The following is a 22,425-nucleotide window of genomic DNA, read 5'->3' on the forward strand; positions in this document are numbered from 1 at the left end:
GACGATGGACAACTCGGCTCGAGGAGGGGGGCTAGGTTGCGAGCTCGGTGAGCTCGAACCACCGCTCCTCGAGAGAGGCGGTCTCTGTTTCGACCTCGCGGAGTTCATCGCCGAGGCGCGTCAGACCCGCGAAGTCGCTCTGGTCGTGCGCTGCCATCCGCTCGTGGATCTCGGCGGTGCGCTGGGTCAGTCGCTCCAACTTGCGTTCGATCGCGCTCAGCTCCTTCTGTGCGGCGCGCAGATCGGCGCCCGACAGCCCCGGTTCCGACGTCTGCTGGGCTGCCGACGCGGCGCCGGATCGGTCAGGTCCGGCATCCGTGGTCTGCTCTCGCAGCCGGAGGTACTCGTCCACCCCGCCGGGGAGGTGCCGTAGTCGTCCCGCGCCGCCGGGTCCGGGGAGGATCGCGTACTGCTGGTCGGTGACGCGCTCCAGGAAGTACCGGTCGTGGGAGACGACCAGCAGAGTGCCCGGCCACGAGTCGAGGAGGTCTTCCATCGCCGCGAGCATGTCGGTATCGAGGTCGTTGGTCGGTTCGTCCAGGATGAGAACGTTCGGCTGGTCCAGCAGGATCAACAGCAGCTGCAGGCGGCGCTTTTGCCCTCCCGAGAGGTCGCGCACGGGAGTCGAGAGCTGCGCGGATGAGAAGCCGAGCCGTTCAAGCAGTTGGCCTGGGGTGAGTTCTTGCGCTTTCGAGCCGGAACCGATCGTGTAGCTGGTGCGGAGCCCACCGATCACGACACGTACAGGGTCGGCCAGGTGCTGCTCGAGTTCGTCGAGACGCTGCGTGAGGGTTGCCACCCGCACGGTCTTTCCCCGCTTGACCCGGCCGCCCGTGGGAGAGACGCTGCCGTCGACGAGCCCGAGAAGGGTAGACTTCCCGGCGCCGTTGACGCCAAGGATTCCGGTCCGCTCGCCCGGCGCGATGCGCCACTCGATGTCTCGGAGGATCTCGCGGCCATCGAAACTCACCGAGGCATCCAGCAGATCGACCACGTCTTTGCCAAGGCGGGTGACTGCCAGCGACTGCAGTTCGGTGGAGTTGCGGATCTCGGGGACATCCGCGATCAGCGCGTTGGCCGCATCGATGCGGAACTTCGGCTTGGAGGTTCGTGCCGGGGCGCCGCGGCGCAGCCAGGCTAGTTCCTTGCGCGCGAGGTTCTGTCGACGTGCCTCGATGGCGGCAGCCTGGCGATCGCGTTCGACGCGCTGCAGGATATAGGCCGCATAGCCGCCCTCGAACGGTTCGACGATCCGGTCGTGCACCTCCCATGTGAGGGTGCACACCTCGTCGAGGAACCACCGGTCGTGGGTCACAACCAGCAGCGCCCCGGCGTTCGCTGTCCACCGCTTCTTGAGATGTGCGGCGAGCCACGCGATCCCCTCCACGTCGAGGTGGTTCGTCGGTTCGTCCAGGATCAGGACGTCCCAGCCGCCGATGAGCACTGCTGCGAGGGCGACGCGGCGCCGTTGACCGCCCGACAGGGTCGAGAGGGGAGCGTTCCAGTCCAGGTCCGTGACCAGCCCGGCGAGGACGTCACGGATGCGGGCGTCGCCTGCCCACTCGTGCTCGTCGAGGTCGCCGACGATCGCTCGTCCCACCGTCTGGTTGTCATCGAGGGTGTCCTGCTGGTCGACGACACCGATGCGGGTGCCGCCACGGACGGTGACCTTGCCGGCATCCGGTTCGAGGCGGCCGGCGATCATGGCGAGCAGGCTCGACTTGCCGTCGCCGTTTCGTCCGACGATCCCGATTCGGTCACCTTCGGCGATGCCGAGGGTCACGGAATCGAAAACCACTTTCGTGGGGAACTCGAGGTGCAGCGACTCAGCGCCGAGAAGATGTGCCATCCCTTCCAGGCTAGGCGCCGCGCGGGGTTCAGCCGCGCGTCAGTACCAGAAGCTCAATCGGGGGGACTCGACGGTCTGGAAAACGCGTGCGATCCGCGTCGGATCGTCAGCTTCGACTCGACCGGCACGGGCCAGGGTCGACACCGACACGCCTCCCAGGAACAGCGACGACAGCTCGCGTACGCCGAGCCGCAGCAGGGGAACACCGGCCGGGGGAGCATCGACTGCCTCAACTGTCGCGCGACCCTCGGCATCCGTCGTCGCGATGAACGTGCCACCCGCGATCCCCAGCGAGTCGTCAACCTCGAGGGCGATGGTGTCCGCGGCGCCGAAGCGTCGGCTCGTGAGAGCTGCCGGCACGTCGAGGATGCGCACGTATTGATGGTCGGTCACGGTGATCTTCGCGGCCCGCTGGTCGGCGATCATCCACCATAGGGGCTCGTCGAGGCCGAGTTCTGATGCGCGCAGAAGCGCGATGAGATCCATCTCGAGGAGGAACCGCCACAGGCCCGCGTACGCATCGTCGGTCGCGGCGAGCAGCCACGACAGCTCGAGCGTCGACTCGCTGAAGTCGTCGGGGTTCTCGACCACGCGGTAGACCGCAAGCCCATCAACCTCACCCGCGGGCGAGCGGTACTGGATGGTGCGCAGCCGCTCGGCCTTCTCGGCATCGGGGCTCGTGCCGAAGAACCGATTGAGATGTCCTCCGGGAAGAGCGATCTCGCCGGGGGAGGTGACGCGCACGCGCTCGTGCAGGGCTTCGGCGACCTCTCGCGCCTGGTCGCGGGAAACGAAGTCCACGCGCCCCGGTGCCTCGGGTCCGATCCACCCGGCACGCCGCGTGCGGATCTCCCAGTTCGCAGCGGCGGCTGCCGCACCGAACCCGAACCGGCCGTAGATGGTCGACTCGCTGACGGTCAGCGCTGCCACCGGCAGCCCGAGCGAGGCGGCGGTTCGCAGCTCCCCCGCCATCACAGAACGAAGGATGCCGCGCCGCCGGTGCGTCGGTGCAACGGTCACCGAGCTGATGGCGCTGGCTTGGACGGTGCCACCGGGGACGGTGAGTTCGGTGGGCCATGACGCAAACGTCGCGACCGGAATCTCGGGCTGCGGGCAGGTGGCATCGTAGACGCCGAGCTTGCGGCGGTGAGCGGTGTGTCCGACGAAGGCTTCGCGGCGAACCTCGACCGGCTCGTCTTCGAGAAACCCGCGAGCGACCGCGGACAACCACGGATCGTTCTGCACCCTCGTGGCGTTGTCGATCTGCTCGATGCGCAGGCCCTGGTTGGCGAGAGCTTCCGACATCGCGGCGTCAAGTGGCGCGTCGTGAAATGGCTGCTGGTCGTCACTCATCATGCCCCCACGCTACGCGGACAGTGCGACACAGCATGCCGCCCGCCCCGTCGCTCCAGCGAGCCGGTGCTCAGTGGAAGGCGTACTCGAGGATCGCGACGAAGGCGCCGAGAAAGGCGGTTCCGGTGGCACCAAGGATGCGCTTGGCGATTCCGGCGCCCGTGCGGGAATAGGCGACGTAGCCGAGGAACGCGAGCACCAGCATCGTGACCCACAGCGCATAGGCCGACGCGTCATCCGCGGTCCTCCCCGCGGCCCCGGCGATCACCATGGCAAGCGTGGGCGGCACTGCTGCCCACAGCATTCCAGCCGAGTGTGTCAACGCGTAGCGTGTGGCTGTGCCCAGCGGATGCTTGCCGTGGTCGGCGAGCGTATAGGCGAAGACGTGGGCAATGAAGAACACGATGAGCGTGGCTACCGATGACACGACCACTTCGGCCACATCGGTCTCGTAATCGGACGTGATCATCAAGAGCGCCGAGTAGACGATGAGTCCGTACACCGCAGCCGGTGTTCGAAACCGGACATCGAACCAGTCGTGCCAGCCCCCTGTTCTCGCCCCATCGCGATTTCCGGTGGCGGGAGTCTCGGGCGAACCGGCGTCCATGAATCCGTCTTCTCTGTCAGACATCGAACCCCAGGGAGAGTTTGCGCAGCAGGGCTGCGAGGCGGTCACGGTCGGCGCGGGAGAGGCTTTCGAGCAGCACCGCTTCAGCGTCCACGAGACGGGTGATGGCGGCATCCACACGGGTTCGTCCCTCGTCGGTGAGGGTCACCAGGATGCCGCGTCCGTCGCCCGGATCGGACTCACGCCGCACAAGCCGGCGACCGACGAGCCTGTCGATGCGGTTGGTCATCGTGCCCGAGGACACGAGTGTCTGCTGCAGCAGCTGTTTCGGGCTCAGCTGGAACGGCTCGCCCGCCCGTCGCAGTGCCGACAGCACATCCCACTCCCACGGCTCGAGCTCGGAACGGCGGAAGGCCTCGCGGCGTGCCCGGTCGAGGTGGCGGGAAAGGCGGTCCACCCGCGAGAGAACTTCGAGTGGAGAGAAGTCCAAGTCGGGCCGCTGGGCACTCCAGGCACCGACGATGCGGTCGACTTCGTCGGATTCTGCGGACACTGAGCCATTATCTCGACTGATGGGGCCATTATCCCGGCCGACTCGTCCTCTGGCAGACTGGTTCGCGGCCGCGTTACGCGCCGGTCCGCCGTGGTGTAATGGCAGCACGACAGCCTTTGGAGCTGTGAAGTCTAGGTTCGAGTCCTGGCGGCGGAGCATGGCTGAGAACCCAACCCCCGTCGCCGTCGTCATTCTGGCGGCAGGCCAGGGGACGCGGATGAAGTCCGCCACGCCGAAGGTCCTTCATCAGATCGGTGGGCTTCCGCTGATCGGCCACGTGTTGCGCACCGCATCGGCACTGGCGCCGGAGCGTGCGGTGGTCGTGGTCCGTCACGAGCGGGATCTGGTGGCGGATGCCGTGACCGGCCTGCTTCCGGGAGTTGATGTCGTCGACCAGGACGAGATCCCCGGCACCGGTCGCGCGGTGGAACTGGCCCTGGCCGCGCTCGACGGCTTCGACGGCGACGTGCTGGTGCTCAGCGCCGATGTGCCCCTGGTCGAGGTCAGCGTCGTCGAGGGGCTGCTCGCGCGTCACCGCGCTGCGGCTGCATGCGCCACGCTGCTGTGCGCGACGCTCGACGACGCCACGGGTTACGGCCGCGTCATCCGTGGTGCCGACGGGGCGGTCGAACGCATCGTCGAGCAGAAGGATGCGTCGCCCGACGAGCTCTCGGTGCGGGAGATCAACACCGGAATCTATGTGTTCCGCGCCGCGCAGTTGCGCACGAGCCTTGCCTCAGTGGGCACGGCCAACGCGCAGGGCGAGAAGTACCTGACTGACGTCATCGGCATCCTCCGCACCGCGGGCGAGGTCGTCGCGGCATCCAACGCTCCGGCGGCGCAGGACGCGCTCGGCGTGAACGACCGGGTGCAGCTGTCGGAAGCAGCCCGCGCGCTCAATGCGCGGACCGTCCGTCGCTGGCAGCTCGAGGGTGCGACGATCCTGGATCCGGCCACGACCTGGATCGACGTGACAGCCACGCTCGCTCCCGACGTCACGGTGCTGCCGAACACGCACGTCCTGCGCGCAACAACTGTCGAGCGCGGGGCGACGATCGGACCCGACACGTCGCTCGTCGACTGCGAGGTGGGGGAGAACGCGACGGTCACCCGCACCGACGCGACGTTGGCCGTCATCGGCCGCGGCGCCACTGTCGGCCCGTTCGCCTACCTGCGCCCGGGTGCGACGCTGGACGCCCAGAGCAAGGTCGGTACGTTCGTCGAGATAAAGAACTCCACGATCGGTGAGCGGAGCAAGGTTCCGCACCTGTCCTACATCGGCGACACCACAATCGGGCGCGGCGTCAACCTCGGCGCCGGGGCGATCACGGCCAACTACGACGATCTCGCCAAGCACCGCACCGAGATCGGTGACGAGGTCCACTCCGGGTCGCACAACGTCTTTGTCGCGCCCGTTAGGATCGGAGACGGTGCGAAGACCGGTGCCGGTGCCGTCATCCGCAAGGATGTCCCTCCCGGTGCGCTGGCTCTGAGCGTTGCCCCTCAGCGCAACATCGAGGGATGGGTCGAGAACAACAGACCGGGAACAGCCGCCGCCGAGGTCGCCGCGCGGGCCCGGTCCGCACAGGAAGCGGACGATGGCGAGCAAGAACAAGACGGTTGATCTCGACAGGGATAGCGGTATCGCTCCCGGCCTGGTCGCCAAGACCAAGAAGCGCCTGGTCGTTGCATCCGGCCGTTCGCACCCGAGCCTCGCGGACGACGTCGCGACGGCGCTCGGCACGAATCTCGTCCCGACGGAGTACCGCACGTTTGCTTCCGGCGAGATCCTGACCCGCTTCGAGGTCTCGATCCGCGGGTGCGACCTGTTCCTCATCCAGTCCTTCGGTCCGCCCGTGAACGAGTGGATGATGGAGCTGCTCATCATGCTGGATGCCGCCAAGCGGGCGTCCGCGAAGCGGATCACCGTTGTCGCGCCGTACTTCCCGTACTCCCGCCAAGACAAGAAGGGTCGCGGGCGTGAGCCGATCAGCGCGCGTCTGGTCGCCGACCTCGTCAAGACTGCCGGCGCCGACCGGGTGATGAGCGTCGATTTGCACGCCGCCCAGATCCAAGGGTTTTTTGACGGGCCTGTCGATCACCTCTTCGCCAAGCCGGTGCTGCTGGAGTACTTCGAAGAGAACCTCTCGCCCGAGGACCGCGCCAAACTCACCGTCGTCTCGCCGGATACCGGACGTGTGCGCGTTGCCGACACCTGGTCGGACAGCCTGGGCGCGCCGCTGGCGATCATCCACAAGCGTCGCGATCCGAACGTGGCCAACCAGGTCACGGTCAGCGAGATCGTCGGCCAGGTCGACGGTCGTGTCTGTCTTCTCGTCGACGACATGATCGACACGGGTGGCACGATCGTGAAGGCCGCGCAGGCGCTGAAGAAGAACGGCGCCGAGCGCGTCATCGTCGCCGCGACCCACGCGGTCTTCAGCGACCCGGCCAGCGAACGGCTCCAGGATGCGGCAATCGATGAGGTCGTGGTGACCGACACGATCCCGATCCCCGACCGCAAGCGCTGGGAGACCCTCACCGTGCTCCCGATCGCACCGCTGCTGGCGCGTGCGATCCGCGAGGTCTTCGAGGACGGCTCGGTCACCAGCATGTTCGACGGCGCCGCCTGAGCCGAGATCTCTCCGCGTTCGTCGCCGCCTCAAAGCCTATGCATAGGCATGAAAGCAACGATGGCGGAGACGACCTCTAGGAAGGACTGCTCATGATTCGCACCCCCTCCCGCCCCGTACGCGTGGGCGTCGCCCTCGTGGGTGTTGCCGGCGCTCTCAGCCTTGCCGGGTGCGGCGCGACCACAGCCGCCGACACCGGCTCCGCACAGACGGATGCCGGAACAACTGACGCGGGTTCGGGATCGAGCTCGTCCGGCGGCTATGCCGACGGCACGTACACGGCGGAGGGGTCCTACGCGACGCCTGAATCTGTTGAGACGGTCACGGTTACCCTCACGATTGCAGACGACACCGTGACCGACGTTGAGGTCACCGGCGACCCGCAGGCCCGCGAATCCGAGCAATACCAGTCCCAGTTCATCGGCGGGATCACCGACGAGGTGGTGGGCAAGAGCCTCGATGACGTTTCGGTCAGCCGAGTGTCGGGATCCTCGCTGACGAGCGGTGGATTCATGCAGGCTGTCGAGCTCATCAAGGCCGAGGCCGCTGCCTGATCCTGTCGGTCCAATGGGTGACGAAGCCCGCGTCGCCGGGGGGCCGCGCCCGGGCTGGCGTTTCGAGGCGATCGGAACGCAGTGGGCGATCGATACTCACGAGCCCCTCACTGACGACGAACGCGCCGCCGTCCTCGTCATGATCGACGAGTTCGACCGCGAGTGGTCGCGCTTTCGCGAGGACTCAACCGTCAGCGCTCTCGCGTCCGGGGGTTCCCGTCCGCTACCCGCCGACGCCGAGGCGATGTTCGCGATCTACGCGGACCTTGATGCTGCAACGGGCGGGGCGGTGAACCCGCTCGTCGGGGTCTCGCTCGAAGCGCTCGGCTACGACAGGTCCTATTCGCTCCGCCAGAGCGCCCCTGTCAACGCCCCAGCCGACTGGCGGCGAGTTGTCTCCATCGACGACCGCGCGCTGACGCTCTCGCAACCGGCTCTCATCGACGTCGGCGCGATCGGAAAGGGTCGCCTCGTCGATCTCGTTCTGGATCACCTCGAGGGGCAGAAGCAGGGTGCCCTCACTGTCGATGCCGGTGGCGACGTGCGCTGCTCGGGTGTGCGTGAGCGGATCGGCCTTGAGCATCCGTACGACCCGACGCGGATCATCGGTGTCGTCGACCTCGAGGATGCCGCGCTGTGCGCCTCGGCGACGAACCGGCGGGCTTGGGGCGATGGTCTTCACCACGTGCTCGACGCGCGCACCGGTGTGCCGGTTCGAACCGTCGCGGCGACCTGGGCTGTAGCCCCCACCGCGATGGTGGCTGACGCTGCGGCTACCGCGTTGTTCTTCGAGGGGGGCGCGGAGCTCGCGTATCGGTGGGGCGTCGAGTGGGTGCGGATGACGACGGTCGGCCGCGTCGAATGGTCTCCCGGATTCGGGACGGAGCGGTGTAGGGCAGAGTTGTTCACATGATCGGATGGTTGACCGCAGGTTGGAACCGCGTGTTCGCGGTGCTCGGCAAGGTCTCGATGTATCGCATGGTCTTCCTGGCGCTGCTCGCCCTGACCGTCGTTGCGTTCGGAGTCTCATTCTTCGGCCTCGTGGCGCCCAGCCCCCTGGAGCTGCTCGCGACCCTCGCGGTGCTTGCTGTCGCGTGCGGCATCGTCGATGTCGTTGCGCACCGGATCATCGGGCAGTCGCTTCGGCTTGAGTCCTCGGTGATCACCGCGTTCATCCTGCTGTTCGTCCTGCGGCCCACTCTCGAACCGGTCGCTCTGGTCGGTGTCGCGCTGGCAGGAGCCGTGGCCGCGGCATCCAAGTATCTGTTGGCCTGGCGGGGCCGCCACATCTTCAACCCCGCCGCGGTGGGCGCTGCAGTTCTCACGATCGTGAGCATCTGGATTCCGGCGCTCGGCGCATCGGCGTGGTGGGTGGGAACGCCGGTTCTCGCAGCTCCCGTCGTCATTCTCGGTCTGGCGGTGCTGTGGCGCACCGAGAAGATCCGCATGGTTCTGGTGTTCCTGCTTGTCGCCGTCGCGGTCGGCTTCGCGCGCACCTCGATCCAGTACCAGACTGCCGGGCTCGCCGTCGATGCGCTGACGATCTTCTGGTCGCTGCTGTGGTCCTCGCCGTTCCTCTTCCTCGGCGTGTTCATGCTGTCGGAGCCGCTCACCCTCCCACCCCGGCGGTGGCAGCAGTTCCTTGTCGCCGGTGTCGTCGGTGTCCTCGCCGGGTGGCCGATCTCGCTCGGCGAAATCACCCTGGGACAGGAGCGTGCCCTGTTGGTGGGGAACCTGGTTGCCTTCGCGTTCTCGGTGCGGGCTGCTGTTCGGCTGACCCTTGACTCGCGCGAGATGATCACCCCGACGGTACGAATGCTGACCTTCACCGCCAAGCGCCGCATCCACTTCCTCCCCGGGCAGTACCTCGAGCTTGACGTCCCGCACCACAGGCCGGATGCGCGCGGCACGCGCCGGGAGTTCAGCATCGCGTCGGCCCCCGAAGACCTTCCCGCGATCCGTATCGCGTTCCGGGAGTACCCGGCAGGCTCCGGCGGCCCCGCGCCCAGCTCCTACAAGCGCGCGCTGGCGGAGGTCGACGCCGGGGCATCCCTGGCAGTCACCGGCATCTGGGGAGACTTCGTGCTCCCGAACCGGGCCGAAACCCCCCTCCTCATGGTCGCCGCCGGAATCGGCATCACCCCGTTCGTGTCGCAGCTGCGGCATCTGCAAGCGAGGGGGCAGCACCGCGACATCGTTCTGGTGTACGTAGCCTCCGAGGCTGCCGAGTTGGCTTTCCGCGACGACATCGCGGCATCCGGCGTCCCCGTCGTGGTCTTCACGCGCGATGACCCGGGCCCACTGCCACAGAATTGGCAGTGGGCGCGCGGAGTGCGCCTCGACGCACCAGGTCTGCTGCAGGTCGTTCCCGACCTGCACGCCCGGCACGCTGCCATCTCGGGGCCGCCGCGACTGATCGCCGACCTCGCGCCGGCCCTCGAGCGGGCGAAGTCGGTGACGACTGACGCCTTCAGCGGCTACTGAGCTGCAGCCCGTGCCGCGGGGCCAGTCCGGTCGGCGTGCGTCGGAAGCGGAAGCCGCACCGTGAACGTGGTGTCTCCGGGCCTGCTCTCCACCGAGATCTCACCGTGGTGAGCGTGGACGATGGCCCGCGCGATCGACAGACCCAGCCCGGTGCCACCGGTTTGCCGGGCTCGTGATCTGTCGGCGCGTGAGAACCTCTCGAACAGTTCGTCGGCGATGGCAGGCTCGATCCCCGGTCCGTTGTCATGGACACGGATGACCGCAGCATCCGTGGCTGGCCCGCCCGCGGCCGGTGAGCTCTCTCGGCCGACCGATAGTGTGACCTCGGTTCCCGCGGGTGTGTGGGTCCGCGCGTTCGCAAGCATGTTTACGACCACCTGCTGCAGCCGAGCGGAGTCGCCGGGAACGGTCACCGGCTCCTCATCGACCTCCAGCAGCCAGACGTGCTCGGGACCGGCGACTTGCGCATCGCCGAGCGCTTCAACGGCGAGCTGCGTGAGATCGACCACCCCGTAGACGAGCTCTTGGCCCTCGTCGAGACGCGCGAGAAGCAGCAGGTCTTCGACGAGCCGCGTCATCCGCAGCGACTGCGCCTGGATTCTGGACAGGGCCGACTCGGTAGTCTCGCTCAGCTGTGGATCGCGCAGCGAGAGTTCGGAGTATCCGCGGATCGAGGCCAGCGGCGTGCGCAGTTCATGGCTCGCGTCGGCGACGAACCGACGCATCCGCTCTTCGTTACGCTGGCGGGCTTCCAGCGACGCGTCGACGTGATCCAGGAGTGTGTTCAACGCGTGACCGACCCGACCGATCTCGGTGCGTTCATCGGTTTCGGATGCCGGAACGCGATCAGCGATCGAGACCTCGCCCTCAGCCATGGGAACACTCGCAACACGCTCGGCGGTGTCAGCTACCACGCGAAGCGGCCGCAGACTCCGTCGCACGATGACCGTGACGGCGAGCCCGAGAAGCACAAGACCCCCCGCTGTCAGCAGGGCGACGGTCGTTGCGATCTGCGTGAGCGTTTCGGTCACCTGGCTGACCGGCAGGCCCGATGCGATCGCGAAGCTCCCGCCGCCGAGTGCGAGCATCCGGTAGGTGCCGACACCGTCGATCGTTATCTCGCGGACGGGGCCGCCCTCGCCCGGCTGGCCCAGCTGCTGCACGATCTGGGCGACCTGAGAGTCGTTCAGGGACGACGCGGTTCCGTCGGCGTCGATGTAGCCACCCGTGACGGAGCCGAAGGCTGACTCGATAACGATGAGAAAGCCCGGCTCGAAGGGTCCCGAGGCCAGGAGCGCGGCGGCATCCTCGGTCCCCGCGGCTACTTGGGGTGCATCGTGTACCGTTCGCAGCGCCTTGGCCGTGGCTTCGGTGACCTCGTTGTCGAGGTTCGACTGCAGAATCGAGCCGAGGATCGCGCCCGTGGCGATGCTGACTGTGGCGAAGATCAGGGCCACGACCGCGACGATCGTGACGACCAGGCGCCCCTCGAGGCCCCATGGTCGCCATCCGCCCCGACGAGAATCCGTCACTGTGTCGGCGCCTTGATCATGTAGCCGACGCCACGCACGGTATGGATGAGCGGCTCCTTGCCCTGATCGATCTTCTTGCGCAGGTAGGAGATGTAGAGTTCCACGACGCTGGATCTGCCGCCGAAGTCGTAGTTCCAGACGCGATCCAGGATCTGCGCCTTCGAGACGACGCGACGCTGGTTGCGCATCAGATAGCGCAGCAGTTCGAACTCGGTTGCGGTGAGTTCGATCTCGTCGCCCCCTCGCTCCACCTCATGGCTGTCCTCGTTCAATGAGAGGTCACCCACCCGCAGGATCGGCTCCTCCTCGCTCTGGGTAGCCGTTCCGGCGCGGCGCATCAAACCGCGAAGTCGCGCGACGACTTCTTCGAGGCTGAACGGCTTGGTCACGTAGTCATCGCCGCCCGCGGTGAGCCCCGCGACCCGGTCGGCGACGGCATCCTTCGCGGTGAGGAACAGCACCGGCACGTCGTTGCCAGACTGGCGCAGGCGATGCAGCACAGCCATGCCGTCGAGGTCGGGCATCATGATGTCGAGCACCATCGCGTCGGGCTCGAAATCGCGGACGGCCTGCAGGGCTTCGAATCCGGATGCCGCGGTTCGAACATCCCAGCCCTCCATACGCAGGGCCATGGAGAGCAGGTCGGTGAGCATCTGTTCGTCGTCGACGACGAGGATGCGAACAGCCGCGCCGTCGGGTCGGCGCAGGGCGGGAGCCGGAGATGTCATGGACTCATTGTGATGCTCCAGCTATGGGTTTCCTATGGAGCCAGCTATGCGCCGTCTGTGAAGATCACGCCCACTCCGCTGTCTCGTGCGGCGCGCGATCCATAGGTTCGGCATAGAGATCCCTTTTCGGGCTCATCAACACCATCCCTACCTTCGTGCCGAAGGCTGCAATCCGGAGCTGAAGGAGACCCATGTATTGGACCTACCTGCGTCGCGAACTCGCTGGACGCAAGAAGCAGACGATCATCGTGGCGGTGGGCCTTGCCGTCGCGATCGCTCTCGTCATCGTCGTCAACGCTCTCTCTGCGGGAGTCCGGGACGCACAGGCGCAAGCGCTCGAATCCGTCTACGGCGTCGGAACCGACCTGACGGTCACCGGCGCCGCCGCAGAGCCGGGCGAGGGCGGTGGTCAGCGCTTCGAGTTCGACAGTGAGGCAGGCGAAACCACCGACGGCACCACCTCGGTGTCGCAGTCGCGCCTCACAGCCGACTTCATGCGCGGGACGCTGGATGCTTCGACCGTCGAGAGTGTTGCATCCCTCGACGGCGTTGCTGCAGCATCCGGTGCGCTTTCGCTCACGAACATCACGTTCAGTGGTGAGATGCCTGACAGGTCGCAGATGCAGCAGGGCGGCCCGGGCGAGTCGGGGGAGCCTCCGGCAGGCGGTCCTGACGGTGCCGGCGGCAGCGCCTTCGATCTGGACTCGTTCACCGTCCTTGGAATCGACCCCGATGACACCGCTGTCGGGCCGCTATCGGCGGTCGAAGTTTCGGAGGGCCGCGCGCTGGCAGCTGGCGACGCCGGAGAACTGGTCGCGGTCGTCGACGCGAGCTATGCGACCACAAACGAGATCTCTGTCGGGGACACGATCGATGTCGGTGGCTCCGAGGTCGAGGTCGTCGGACTCATCGCCTCGACCTCCAGCGACGCCGACACGGCGGCCAACGTATACATCCCGCTCGATGTCGCACAGTCACTGGCCGGTCTCGACGACGTCGTGTCGACGGTCTATGTCCAGTCGACCTCGGCCAACCAGATCGATGCCGTACAAGCGGAAATCGAAGACAGCGTTGCCGGCGCCACCGTCAGCTCCCAGTCGGACCTGGCATCGACAGTCTCGTCGTCACTCGCGAGCGCCTCGTCGCTGATCACGAACCTCGGTACGTGGCTGTCGATCCTCGTGCTCGCTGTCGCGCTGGCATTGGCGGTGCTCTTCACGATCTCGGGCGTGACACGACGCACGCGCGAGTTCGGAACGCTCAAGGCGATCGGATGGTCCAATGGCCGGGTCGTCGGGCAGGTCGCCGGCGAATCGGTGATCCAGGGTCTGATCGGCGGTGCGATCGGTTTGGCGATCGGGCTTGCGGGGATCGGGATCATCAACCTGATCTCACCGACGATCTCGTCGACAGCCGCATCCACCGGTCAGGCGGGGCCCGGTCAAGGGGGCGGTCCGATGGGCGGAGGCTTCGGCGGAATGGCGCAGCAGGCGGCGGATATCGTCCTTCACGCGCCGATCACGCTGTGGGTCGTCGCCGCAGCGGTCGGAATTGCCATCGCCGGCGGCCTGATCGCCGGTGCCTTCGGAGGCTGGCGAGCCGCCCGATTGAGCCCTGCCGAAGCACTGCGGTCGGTCGGCTAAGGACATGAACACAGTCACGAACGAAAGTGTCACGAACGAAAGTGTCACGAACGAAAGTGTCACGAACGAACAGGAGAATCCCATGAGCATGACGGAACCCGCGACGACATCCATCGAATCGTCAGCGCCATCGCCGATCTACGCGTTGCAAGCGGTGATTCGCGAGTACCAGCAGAAGAACCGGAATGTCCGCGCTCTGGCGGGCGTCGATCTCGAGATCCGCGAGGGCGAGTTCGTCACCATCCAGGGCCCGACGGGTGGCGGGAAGTCCACCCTCCTGCAGATGCTGGGCGCGCTCGATCGGCCGACCTCCGGTGTCGTCAAACTCGGCGAGGTCGATCTTGCGAAAGCCTCGAACGCCACACTCGGACACGTCCGAGCCACCGAGGTGGGCTTCGTGTTCCAGGGGTTCAATCTGATCCCCACCCTCACAGCGCACGAGAACGTCGACATGGGCCTCGAGCCGCTCGGGCTGAGCGGCACCGACCGCCACAGCCGGGTCACCGAGGCCCTTGCCCAGGTGGGCTTGGCAGAACGCGCCGATCACCTGCCGGGCGAGCTCTCGGGTGGGCAGCAGCAGCGCGTCGCGATCGCCCGTGCAATCGCCAAGCGCCCGCGCGTGCTCCTGGCCGATGAGCCGACCGGAAACCTGGATGAGCACATGCGCGACGAGATCCTCGAGCTGCTGGAAGGGCTCAACCGAGACGGCCTCACCCTCATCGTGGTGACGCACGACTCGGCAGTCGCGCGCCGCGCTCATCGGCGCCTACGCCTTGAGAAGGGGAGCGTCCGCGAGATCTGACGATGTTGCGCGAACGAGGGGCCGTGACCGAGGCTGAGTCGGTCACGGCCCCTCGGGGTTCGCGGAGGTCAGTGAGTGTCGACGGCTTCGATTTCGCTGCGATCCCCCGACCACAGCGTGTGGAACGTGCCCTCGCGGTCGATGCGCTTGTACGTGTGCGCACCGAAGAAGTCGCGCTGTCCCTGGATGAGAGAAGCCGGCAGACGCCCGGCCCGCAGACCGTCGTAATAGGCAAGCGACGAGGAGAACACGGGAGCCGGAAGCCCCGTGGCGGCTGCGTGCGCGACGACGTCCCGCCACGAGTCTTGAGCGGTGGCGAGCGCGCCGACGAAGAACGGCGCCGTCATCAGGACGGGCAGATCCGAAGTCTCGGCATATGCCTCGGTGATGCGATTGAGGAAACGGGCACGGATGATGCAGCCGCCGCGCCAGATCGCCGCGACCTGACCGAGGTTGATGTTCCAGCCGTAGTGCGCGGCGCCCGCACGAATGATGTCGAACCCTTGCGAGTAGGCAACGATCTTCGAGGCGTAGAGTGCCCGACGAACCTTTTCGATGAACGCCTCAGGGTCGTCTGCGAAGGACGTTTCGGCATCCGCGTCGGGCCCCGGCAGAACGCCCGCGGTCGAGCGCTGCTCAGGGTGCGACGAAAGCGAGCGAGCGAACACGGCTTCGGCGATGCCCGATGCCGGCACGCCCAGATCGATCGCTGTCTGGGCAGTCCACCCGCCAGTACCCTTCGCGCCGGCCTGGTCCAGGACGACGTCAACGAGCGGTGCTCCGGTGTCTGCATCCGTCTGGCGCAGCACCTCGGCGGTGATCTCGATCAGGTACGACTCGAGCTCGCCGCGGTTCCACTCGGCGAACACGTCGGCGATCTGAGCGGGGGAGTAGCCGGTCGCGTGACGGATGAGGTCGTAGGCCTCGGCGATCACCTGCATGTCTGCGTACTCGATGCCGTTGTGCACCATCTTCACGAAGTGGCCGGCGCCGTCGTGGCCGATGTGGGTGACGCACGGCTCGCCCTCGGCGACCGCAGCGATGGACTTCAGGATGGGGCCGAGCGTGACCCACGACTCGTCCGAGCCGCCGGGCATCAGCGACGGGCCGAGGAGAGCGCCTTCCTCACCGCCGGAAACGCCCATACCGACGAAGTTGATGCCCGTCTCGCGGACCGCCTTCTCGCGGCGAATGGTGTCGGTGAACAGGGCGTTGCCGCCGTCGACGATGATGTCGCCGGGCTCGAAGACGCGCAGGAGCTCGTTGATGACGGCATCCGTGCCGGCGCCGGCCTTGACCATGATGATCGCGGTGCGCGGCGTGGTCAGTGAGGCGGCGAACTCCTCGTACGAGTACGTGGCGACGAACCCGGCTTCGGGATGTTCCGCGACCAGGTGCTCGGTCTTCTCCGCGCTGCGGTTGAAGATCGCGACGGTGTTGCCTTCACGGCTTGCGAGGTTGCGCGCGAGGTTGGACCCCATGACCGCGAGTCCCACGACTCCGATATTCGCTGTCGCAGTGCTTGTCGCTGCCTGATCCGTCACGTTCACTCCCTGGGCGTCTGCGGGTGGTTGCCGCAGTCAGCCTAAGGGAACGACGCGGATCACTCCTTGCGGTAGGCCGAACGCCCCATCGACCAGAAGGCCGCAACGACACCGACGAGGGTGCTGAGGGTGAGGATGCCGATCACGGCGACGAGAATGTTCGAGGTGACCTGGGCGTCCATCATTCGTCCTTGCTCTCGGGAAAGCGGGCCCGTCGCGGCCCGTCACCATCGTACCGGGGCCGCTGGTAGACTTGCGGACTGTACTTCGGCGAGGGATGCTCGCGCGTGCGCCCAGCACTGCTCACAGCATCCGTTATCGACGGGGGTGTGCGGTCTCATCGGGTTCCTCACGCGCTCGCGGTTGAGTCGAACCCCTGATGTCCGGGCTGAGATCACCACCCGGTCCCTGCCCAAGGAGAATGCACATGTCTGAAGACACCACCGTCCACGCCGAACTCCGCGAGAACTTCGGTAAGGGCTTCGCCCGCCGTCTGCGCGCCGCCGGCAAGATCCCCGCCGTTCTCTACGGCCACGGCACCGACCCGGTGCACGTCGCGCTGCCCGGCCACCAGATGCTGCTGCTCGTGCGTCGCGCGAACGCACTGATCGAGCTCGACATCGCCGGCAAGTCCCAGCTCGCGCTGGTCAAGGACGTCCAGAAGGACCCGGTGAACCAGATCATCGAGCACATCGACCTCGTCGTCATCAAGAAGGGCGAGAAGGTCCAGGTCGACGTTCCCGTTGTCGTCGTCGGTGAGTCCTTCTCAGGCACCATCGTCAACCTCGACGCCACGAGCGTGTCGCTCGCGGTGGACGCCACCCACATCCCCGAGCACGTCGAGGTCGACGTCGAGGGCCTCGAAGAGGGCGCCCGCATCACGGCAGGCGAACTGACGCTTCCCCAGGGTGCGACTCTCGTCACCGACCCCGAGGTTCTCGTCGTTGCTGTCTCGGTGCCCGCTGCCGCAGCCGCTGACGAGGCTGCTGAGGACGAGGCTGCCACTGACGCCGCAGACGCTGACGAGGATGCTGCGACCGAGTCGGAGTAATCCGACGGGCTGATCGAGCCGGGAGGACGCTGCCGTGAGCGACGCGTGGCTCATCGTGGGCCTGGGTAACCCCGGTCCGCAGTACGAGCGAACCCGCCACAACATCGGGCAGCTCGTCGTCGATGAGCTCGCGGCTCGCCGCGGCGAGGGCTTTCGCTCCCACAAGGCGAACGCTCGCGTGGCCGAAGCGTGGCTGCGACCGGGTGGACCCAAGATCGTGCTCGCCAAGCCCAACTCGTTCATGAACGTCTCGGGGGGTCCCGTCGCGGGTCTCGCGCAGTTCTACGGGATCCCCCCCGAACGTGTCGTCGTCGTGCACGACGAGCTCGACATCCCGTTCGACGCCGTTCGGCTCAAGATCGGCGGCGGGCACGGCGGACACAACGGCGTGCGCGATGTTGCCAAGGCCCTGAACACCCCGGAGTTTCCGCGGGTGCGAGTGGGGATTGGTCGGCCGCCCGGCCGTCAGGATCCTGCCGACTGGGTGCTGCAGCCCTTCCCGGCCTCGGCGCGCGAAGAGATCGCGCTTGCCGTCTCGGATGCCGCAGACGCGGTCGAGCGACTCGTCGATGAAGGTCTCCTCGCAGCCCAGCAGGTGTACCACGCACCTCGGCCGTGAACCCGGCGGCCTACCGGGCGGCCTAGAATCGTCCGGTGGCTTTTCCCGGGATCTCGCGCGCCCTCGACCGCTCCGAGCACTTCCGGGATGTGGTTGCGGCGGCAGCCGTGGATGCCGATATTTCGGTGGTCGATGGTCTTGATGCTCCGCTGCTGAGCGCACTCGTTCGTCGGCGCAGAGACTCCGGTAAGCCTCCGGTGCTGCTGGCGATCGCGCCGACCGGCCGCCGTGTGGAGTCTCTCATGCCGGCGCTGCGCGCGCTCCTTCCCGAAGCCGCCGTGTTGCAGTTTCCTGCTTGGGAGACGCTGCCGCACGAACGCCTGAGTCCGAGCCCCGAGACCGTCGGGCGCAGGCTCGAGACGATTGCGCGCATCGCGTCGTCGCCCGATTCTGCCCCGATTGTGGTCGTCGCGTCAGTGCGCGCGGCGCTTCAGCCGTTGGCGGCGGGCCTAGCGGACGTCGAACCGGTGCGGTTGCGCGCGGGCGAGCGCGGCCACGATCTCGCGCTGATCGTCGAGCGCCTGGTCGAGCTCGCCTACCACCGCGTCGACATGGTTTCACGCCGCGGCGAGTTCGCGGTGCGCGGCGGCATCCTGGATGTGTTCCCGACGGTTGCCGATCACCCGTATCGCGTTGAGTTCTTCGGCGACGAGGTCGACCAGATCCGTACGTTCTCGGTCGCCGACCAGCGTTCGCTGCCCGGGGCCGTCGAAGCCGTCGATCTGCTTCCCGGGCGCGAACTCCTGCTCACCGCTGATGTGCGCGCTCGTGCACGACAGTTGGCCGGCGAGTTCGCGGGCCTGCAGGGGATGCTCGAGAAGATGGCGGAGGGGATCCCTGCCGAGGGGATGGAGTCGCTGACGCCGGCGCTCGTGCCGCAGATGGCGACCCTCGTCGACTATTTGCCCGCGGGTTCTGCCGTTGCTCTCGTGGACCCCGAGCGATCCCGCACACGCGCCCGGACTCTCGCCGAGACCAACCGGGAGTTCCTCGAGGCCGCGTGGAGCGCTGCGACAGCTGGCGCGAACACGCCGATCGATCTGGGCGCTGGCGACTTTCTGACGATCGCGGCGCTACGTGAGGCAGTTCACGAACGTGCCGGCGTGTGGTGGACGCTGAGTCCCTTCGACTCGGGAGCTGCCGATGCGGCAGCCGAGGGGTTGCTCGCCGACGACCGTGACGACATGCTCGGCGATGCGCCAGTGAGGATTCCCGCACGATCGGTGCCGTCGTTCCACGGCAACGTCGAGGGGGCCACCGCCTACGTGGGCGACCTCGTAACCGCCGGGTGGAGCGTCGTGGTCACGGCATCCGGCGCGGGACTGGTTGAGCGCGCCAGGGACGTTCTCGCGGAGCGGGAGATTGCGGCAGCGCTCGTCGAGGACGCGGCTGCCGCACCCGAGCCCGGCCGGGCCACACTCGCGGTGGCACAGCTCGAGCGCGGTTTTGAGCTCGAGGACGCCCGCCTGGCCGTGCTGACGGAGTCTGAGTTCTACGGACGCACGATCGGTGGCGACAGCCGTGTGGTCAAGAAGCTCGCGTCGAAGCGCCGGAACGTCGTCGACCCACTCCAGCTGACTCCCGGTGATCACGTCGTGCACGCCACGCACGGGATCGGACGGTTCGTCGAACTCGCGAAGCGTGAGGTGTCGTCGGGCGGCCGAAACCCGGTCAAGAGCGTGCGCGAGTATGTCGTACTCGAATACGCGCCGTCCAAGCGCGGGTACCCCGGCGACAAGCTCATGGTGCCGACCGACCAGCTCGACCTGCTCTCGCGCTACGTCGGCGGGGAGGCGCCGACCCTCTCAAAGATGGGCGGCAGCGACTGGGCCCAGGCGAAGGGCCGTGCGCGCAAGGCGGTGCGCGATATCGCCGTTGAACTCGTGAAGCTCTATTCGGCGCGGATGGCGGCCAAGGGGCACGCTTTCGGACCGGATACGCCGTGGCAGCGTGAGCTCGAAGAGGCTTTCCCGTTCGCCGAGACGATGGATCAGCTGCAGACAATCGATGAGATCAAGGCCGACATGGAGCGGCCGATCCCCATGGACCGGCTGCTGTCGGGGGATGTCGGGTTCGGGAAGACCGAGGTTGCCGTGCGGGCCGCATTCAAGGCCATTCAGGACGGCAAGCAGGTAGCGATGCTCGTTCCGACGACGCTGCTGGTCAAGCAGCACCTCGAGACGTTCACGGAGCGCTTCGCGGGCTTCCCGGTCAAGGTCAAGGCACTCTCGCGATTCCAGACCGACAAGGAGGCCCGGGAGACGTTGGCGGGCCTCACCGACGGCACCATCGACATGGTGATCGGTACACATCGGATCCTGACCGAGAAGGTGATCTTCAAGGACCTCGGACTCATGATCATCGATGAGGAGCAGCGGTTCGGCGTCGAGCACAAGGACGCCCTGAAGAAGCTCAAGACCAATGTCGACATCCTCGCGATGAGCGCCACCCCCATTCCTCGAACGCTCGAGATGGCCGTGACAGGCATCCGGGAGATGTCGACGCTGCAGACACCACCCGAAGACCGGCATCCGATCCTCACGTATGTCGGGGCTCGCAATGACAAGCAGATTGCGGCGGCCATTCGCCGGGAGCTGCTGCGGGAGGGTCAGGTCTTCTACGTCCACAACAGGGTGAGTTCGATCCAGCGGGTAGCGAGCGAACTGGCAGAGCTCGTGCCGGAGGCGCGGGTCGTGGTCGCTCACGGGCAGATGGGTGAGCATCAGCTCGAGCAGGTCGTCGACGACTTCTGGGAGCGCAAGGCCGACGTACTCGTCTCGACGACGATCATCGAGACGGGCCTCGATATCGCCAACGCCAACACGATCATCATCGACCGGGCCGACAAGTACGGACTGTCACAGCTTCACCAGCTGCGCGGCCGTGTGGGGCGTGGCCGGGAGCGCGCCTACGCGTATTTCCTTTACGACGACACGAAGCCGCTTTCAGAGACCGCTGCCGACCGACTCGAAACGATCGCCGTCAACAACGATCTGGGCAGTGGGATGCAGGTTGCGCTCAAGGACCTCGAGCTGCGCGGTGCCGGAAACCTCCTCGGCGCCGAGCAGGCCGGGCATATCGCCGGGGTCGGGTTCGACCTCTACCTGCGGATGATCGGTGAGGCTGTCGCAACCTTCCGCGGCGAGGACGTCGAGGGCCCCGCCGAGTTGCGGCTCGAGCTGCCCGTGCAGGCCCGCATCCCCGAGGACTACATCGACAGCGAGCGGCTCCGTCTCGAGGCGTATCAGAAGCTCTCGGCGGCGGCATCCGCGAGCGCCAAGGATGACGCGATCGACGCTGTCATCGAGGAGCTCACCGACCGCTACGGCGAGCCGCCGACCGACGTCGCCGGGCTGCTGTCGATGGCCCGGCTGCGTCGCCGCGCCGCGCGCGCAGGTCTGACGGATGTCGTCGCGATGGGTCCGAACCTGCGCATCGCTCCGGCGCGACTGGAGGACTCGATGCGTGTCCGCCTGCAGCGGCTGTATCCCGCAGCGAAGCTGTTGGCCGGTGGCGAGGCTGTGGTCGTGCCGCTGCCTCGGGCCAGCGGCGAGCCGGTGGCGGATGCCGACCTCATCGAATGGGTCGACACGCTTCTCGGGCAGCTGTGGCCCGAGCCGTCACCCGCTACCGCACCTGCCGACGCCTAGGCGGGCGGAAGGATCTGGCCGATCGGCTCGCGCTTTTCGGCCTGGAATCGGTCTTCGGTACGGCCGCGGGCCCAGTATCCCGATAGGGATACCTGTCCACGCTCGAGGGCGTGCTCGTCGAAGAACACGCGGCGGAGTTCTTTCATCGCTTCGCGCTCGCCGTGGGCGAAGACGTGAACGCGTCCCTCGCGCCAGTCGATCGTCCGGACGGCGTCAGCGAGCGCCGAAACGGCATGATCCGGGTTGCTGATCCACACGACGTCGACGCCGGTTGGGTGATCGAGGCCGAGGATGTCAGCCTCGGTGTCGACTTCGATGATCGCCGCGCCCACCGCGTGCACGGGGAGAGCTTCGAGTGCGGCCGCGATGGCGGGAACTGCCGACATGTCACCCGCGAACAGATGCCAGTCGGCGTCGGGATCGGGGGAGTAGCCGCCGCCAGGCCCCATGAGACTGATCGTCGCGCCAGGCTCCACCGTCGCTGCCCAGGGACCTGCAAGTCCCTCGTCGCCGTGGATGACGAAGTCGACGTCGATCGCCCGCGCGGCACGGTCGACGTGGCGCACCGTGTACGTGCGCGTCACGGGGTGTGACTCGGGTTCGGGAGTCGTGAACTTCAGCTTCACGTACTTGTCGGTCTCGGGCCGGTCCTGGAACTGAACGAAGCCGGGCCCGCCGAGGCGGACGCGCACAAGGTGTGGGTTCAGCCAGGTCGTCTCGAGAACGGTGAACTCGATCGTCGGTCGGGGCGCGCGGGACGTGGTTCGGGAGGAAAGTGCCATCCCCACAACGGTAGCGCCGCTCGCAACAGTCCGGGGTGGTGCGGAACTCCGGCGCGGTACGCTGACACCGATCGAGGAGG

At 67.0% G+C, this 22,425-nt stretch carries 19 protein-coding genes and 1 tRNA gene; 11 read left to right on the top strand and 9 right to left on the bottom strand.

The genetic code is table 11. From position 1 onward, the window contains the following. Positions 1-31: 31 nt before the first annotated feature. From LL236_RS01355 to LL236_RS01370, 4 genes are all read right to left on the bottom strand, one after another. Entirely contained in the window at positions 32-1,849 is a 1,818-nt protein-coding gene (locus LL236_RS01355) for an ABC-F family ATP-binding cassette domain-containing protein (RefSeq protein ID WP_228176998.1), read from the bottom strand. A 39-nt stretch (positions 1,850-1,888) separates the two neighbouring features. Beyond that, the gene (locus LL236_RS01360) at positions 1,889-3,205 is read right to left on the bottom strand and encodes a GNAT family N-acetyltransferase (RefSeq protein ID WP_228176999.1); all 1,317 of its coding nucleotides are present in this window, start codon (positions 3,203-3,205) and stop codon (positions 1,889-1,891) included. A gap of 67 nt (positions 3,206-3,272) precedes the next feature. Next, positions 3,273-3,833, bottom strand: a complete 561-nt coding sequence (locus tag LL236_RS01365; RefSeq protein WP_228177000.1) for a hypothetical protein — start codon at positions 3,831-3,833, stop codon at positions 3,273-3,275. Beyond that, a complete protein-coding gene (locus tag LL236_RS01370; RefSeq protein ID WP_228177001.1) occupies positions 3,826-4,323 on the bottom strand; it encodes a MarR family winged helix-turn-helix transcriptional regulator in 498 nt (165 codons plus the stop codon). Before LL236_RS01370 ends, LL236_RS01365 begins: the two co-directional genes overlap by 8 nt. Before the next feature lie 84 nt (positions 4,324-4,407). Here LL236_RS01370 and LL236_RS01375 point away from each other — a divergent pair. From LL236_RS01375 to LL236_RS01400, 6 genes are all read left to right on the top strand, one after another. Beyond that, positions 4,408-4,479 (top strand) — tRNA-Gln (locus LL236_RS01375). Between the two features lies 1 nt (position 4,480). Then, the gene (glmU, locus tag LL236_RS01380; RefSeq protein ID WP_228177002.1) at positions 4,481-5,947 is read left to right on the top strand and encodes a bifunctional UDP-N-acetylglucosamine diphosphorylase/glucosamine-1-phosphate N-acetyltransferase GlmU; all 1,467 of its coding nucleotides are present in this window, start codon (positions 4,481-4,483) and stop codon (positions 5,945-5,947) included. Further along, positions 5,922-6,956 carry a ribose-phosphate diphosphokinase gene (locus LL236_RS01385; RefSeq protein WP_228177003.1) on the top strand — a complete coding sequence of 345 codons (1,035 nt, stop codon included), beginning with the start codon at positions 5,922-5,924 and terminating at the stop codon, positions 6,954-6,956. The genes glmU and LL236_RS01385 overlap by 26 nt, the downstream gene beginning before the upstream one ends. A 92-nt stretch (positions 6,957-7,048) precedes the next feature. After that, positions 7,049-7,510: an FMN-binding protein gene (locus tag LL236_RS01390; RefSeq protein ID WP_228177004.1), complete on the top strand. Its 462-nt coding sequence runs from the start codon at positions 7,049-7,051 to the stop codon at positions 7,508-7,510. 13 nt (positions 7,511-7,523) lie between these two features. Further along, positions 7,524-8,423: an FAD:protein FMN transferase gene (locus LL236_RS01395; protein ID WP_228177005.1), complete on the top strand. Its 900-nt coding sequence runs from the start codon at positions 7,524-7,526 to the stop codon at positions 8,421-8,423. Next, positions 8,420-9,994, top strand: coding sequence for an FAD-dependent oxidoreductase (locus tag LL236_RS01400; RefSeq protein ID WP_228177006.1), 1,575 nt, complete (start codon positions 8,420-8,422; stop codon positions 9,992-9,994). The genes LL236_RS01395 and LL236_RS01400 overlap by 4 nt, the downstream gene beginning before the upstream one ends. On the opposite strand, the gene LL236_RS01405 is transcribed toward LL236_RS01400, so the two are convergent. Together LL236_RS01405 and LL236_RS01410 are read right to left on the bottom strand one after the other, a co-directional pair. Continuing rightward, complete coding sequence (locus LL236_RS01405) at positions 9,988-11,526, bottom strand: sensor histidine kinase (protein WP_228177007.1); 1,539 nt, start codon at positions 11,524-11,526, stop codon at positions 9,988-9,990. The genes LL236_RS01400 and LL236_RS01405 overlap by 7 nt on opposite strands. Further along, the gene (locus tag LL236_RS01410) at positions 11,523-12,254 is read right to left on the bottom strand and encodes a response regulator transcription factor (RefSeq protein WP_292725743.1); all 732 of its coding nucleotides are present in this window, start codon (positions 12,252-12,254) and stop codon (positions 11,523-11,525) included. Before LL236_RS01410 ends, LL236_RS01405 begins: the two co-directional genes overlap by 4 nt. Before the next feature lie 191 nt (positions 12,255-12,445). On the opposite strand from LL236_RS01410, the gene LL236_RS01415 reads away from it, so the two are divergent. Both LL236_RS01415 and LL236_RS01420 read left to right on the top strand, forming a co-directional pair. Beyond that, a complete protein-coding gene (locus tag LL236_RS01415; protein WP_228177008.1) occupies positions 12,446-13,897 on the top strand; it encodes an ABC transporter permease in 1,452 nt (483 codons plus the stop codon). A gap of 82 nt (positions 13,898-13,979) precedes the next feature. Further along, positions 13,980-14,699: an ABC transporter ATP-binding protein gene (locus LL236_RS01420; protein WP_374197986.1), complete on the top strand. Its 720-nt coding sequence runs from the start codon at positions 13,980-13,982 to the stop codon at positions 14,697-14,699. Positions 14,700-14,767: 68 nt separating this feature from the next. Here the strand turns inward: LL236_RS01420 and gndA are convergent, their stop codons facing one another. Beyond that, a complete protein-coding gene (gene gndA / locus LL236_RS01425; RefSeq protein ID WP_228177009.1) occupies positions 14,768-16,243 on the bottom strand; it encodes an NADP-dependent phosphogluconate dehydrogenase in 1,476 nt (491 codons plus the stop codon). A 59-nt stretch (positions 16,244-16,302) separates the two neighbouring features. Continuing rightward, positions 16,303-16,428 (bottom strand): hypothetical protein, encoded by a 126-nt coding sequence (locus LL236_RS14765; RefSeq protein WP_267189386.1) that lies wholly within the window; start codon positions 16,426-16,428, stop codon positions 16,303-16,305. Between the two features lie 236 nt (positions 16,429-16,664). Here LL236_RS14765 and LL236_RS01430 point away from each other — a divergent pair, with 236 nt between their 5' ends. From LL236_RS01430 to mfd, 3 genes are read left to right on the top strand one after another with little or no spacing between them, the layout of a single operon-like run. Beyond that, positions 16,665-17,294: a 50S ribosomal protein L25/general stress protein Ctc gene (locus tag LL236_RS01430; protein WP_374197987.1), complete on the top strand. Its 630-nt coding sequence runs from the start codon at positions 16,665-16,667 to the stop codon at positions 17,292-17,294. Between the two features lie 34 nt (positions 17,295-17,328). Continuing rightward, entirely contained in the window at positions 17,329-17,913 is a 585-nt protein-coding gene (pth, locus tag LL236_RS01435) for an aminoacyl-tRNA hydrolase (RefSeq protein ID WP_228177011.1), read from the top strand. A 35-nt stretch (positions 17,914-17,948) separates the two neighbouring features. Then, complete coding sequence (gene mfd, locus LL236_RS01440) at positions 17,949-21,563, top strand: transcription-repair coupling factor (RefSeq protein WP_228177012.1); 3,615 nt, start codon at positions 17,949-17,951, stop codon at positions 21,561-21,563. On the opposite strand, the gene LL236_RS01445 is transcribed toward mfd, so the two are convergent. Then, entirely contained in the window at positions 21,560-22,345 is a 786-nt protein-coding gene (locus LL236_RS01445) for a siderophore-interacting protein (protein WP_228177013.1), read from the bottom strand. The genes mfd and LL236_RS01445 overlap by 4 nt on opposite strands. Positions 22,346-22,425: the final 80 nt, after the last annotated feature.

Source organism: Microbacterium schleiferi, assembly GCF_020781975.1.
Classification (GTDB): domain Bacteria; phylum Actinomycetota; class Actinomycetes; order Actinomycetales; family Microbacteriaceae; genus Microbacterium.

Bases quoted from the DNA above. Each gene is read 5' to 3' on its own strand.
- glmU (WP_228177002.1), top strand. From the start codon at position 4,481: ATGGCTGAGAACCCAACCCCCGTCGCCGTCGTCATTCTGGCGGCAGGC.
- LL236_RS01430 (WP_374197987.1), top strand. From the start codon at position 16,665: ATGCACATGTCTGAAGACACCACCGTCCACGCCGAACTCCGCGAGAAC.
- LL236_RS14765 (WP_267189386.1), bottom strand. From the start codon at position 16,428: ATGATGGACGCCCAGGTCACCTCGAACATTCTCGTCGCCGTGATCGGC.
- LL236_RS01400 (WP_228177006.1), top strand. From the start codon at position 8,420: ATGATCGGATGGTTGACCGCAGGTTGGAACCGCGTGTTCGCGGTGCTC.
- LL236_RS01415 (WP_228177008.1), top strand. From the start codon at position 12,446: ATGTATTGGACCTACCTGCGTCGCGAACTCGCTGGACGCAAGAAGCAG.
- LL236_RS01355 (WP_228176998.1), bottom strand. From the start codon at position 1,849: ATGGCACATCTTCTCGGCGCTGAGTCGCTGCACCTCGAGTTCCCCACG.
- LL236_RS01365 (WP_228177000.1), bottom strand. From the start codon at position 3,833: ATGTCTGACAGAGAAGACGGATTCATGGACGCCGGTTCGCCCGAGACT.
- LL236_RS01385 (WP_228177003.1), top strand. From the start codon at position 5,922: ATGGCGAGCAAGAACAAGACGGTTGATCTCGACAGGGATAGCGGTATC.
- LL236_RS01420 (WP_374197986.1), top strand. From the start codon at position 13,980: ATGAGCATGACGGAACCCGCGACGACATCCATCGAATCGTCAGCGCCA.
- LL236_RS01445 (WP_228177013.1), bottom strand. From the start codon at position 22,345: ATGGCACTTTCCTCCCGAACCACGTCCCGCGCGCCCCGACCGACGATC.
- LL236_RS01390 (WP_228177004.1), top strand. From the start codon at position 7,049: ATGATTCGCACCCCCTCCCGCCCCGTACGCGTGGGCGTCGCCCTCGTG.
- LL236_RS01360 (WP_228176999.1), bottom strand. From the start codon at position 3,205: ATGATGAGTGACGACCAGCAGCCATTTCACGACGCGCCACTTGACGCC.
- LL236_RS01395 (WP_228177005.1), top strand. From the start codon at position 7,524: ATGGGTGACGAAGCCCGCGTCGCCGGGGGGCCGCGCCCGGGCTGGCGT.
- LL236_RS01410 (WP_292725743.1), bottom strand. From the start codon at position 12,254: ATGACATCTCCGGCTCCCGCCCTGCGCCGACCCGACGGCGCGGCTGTT.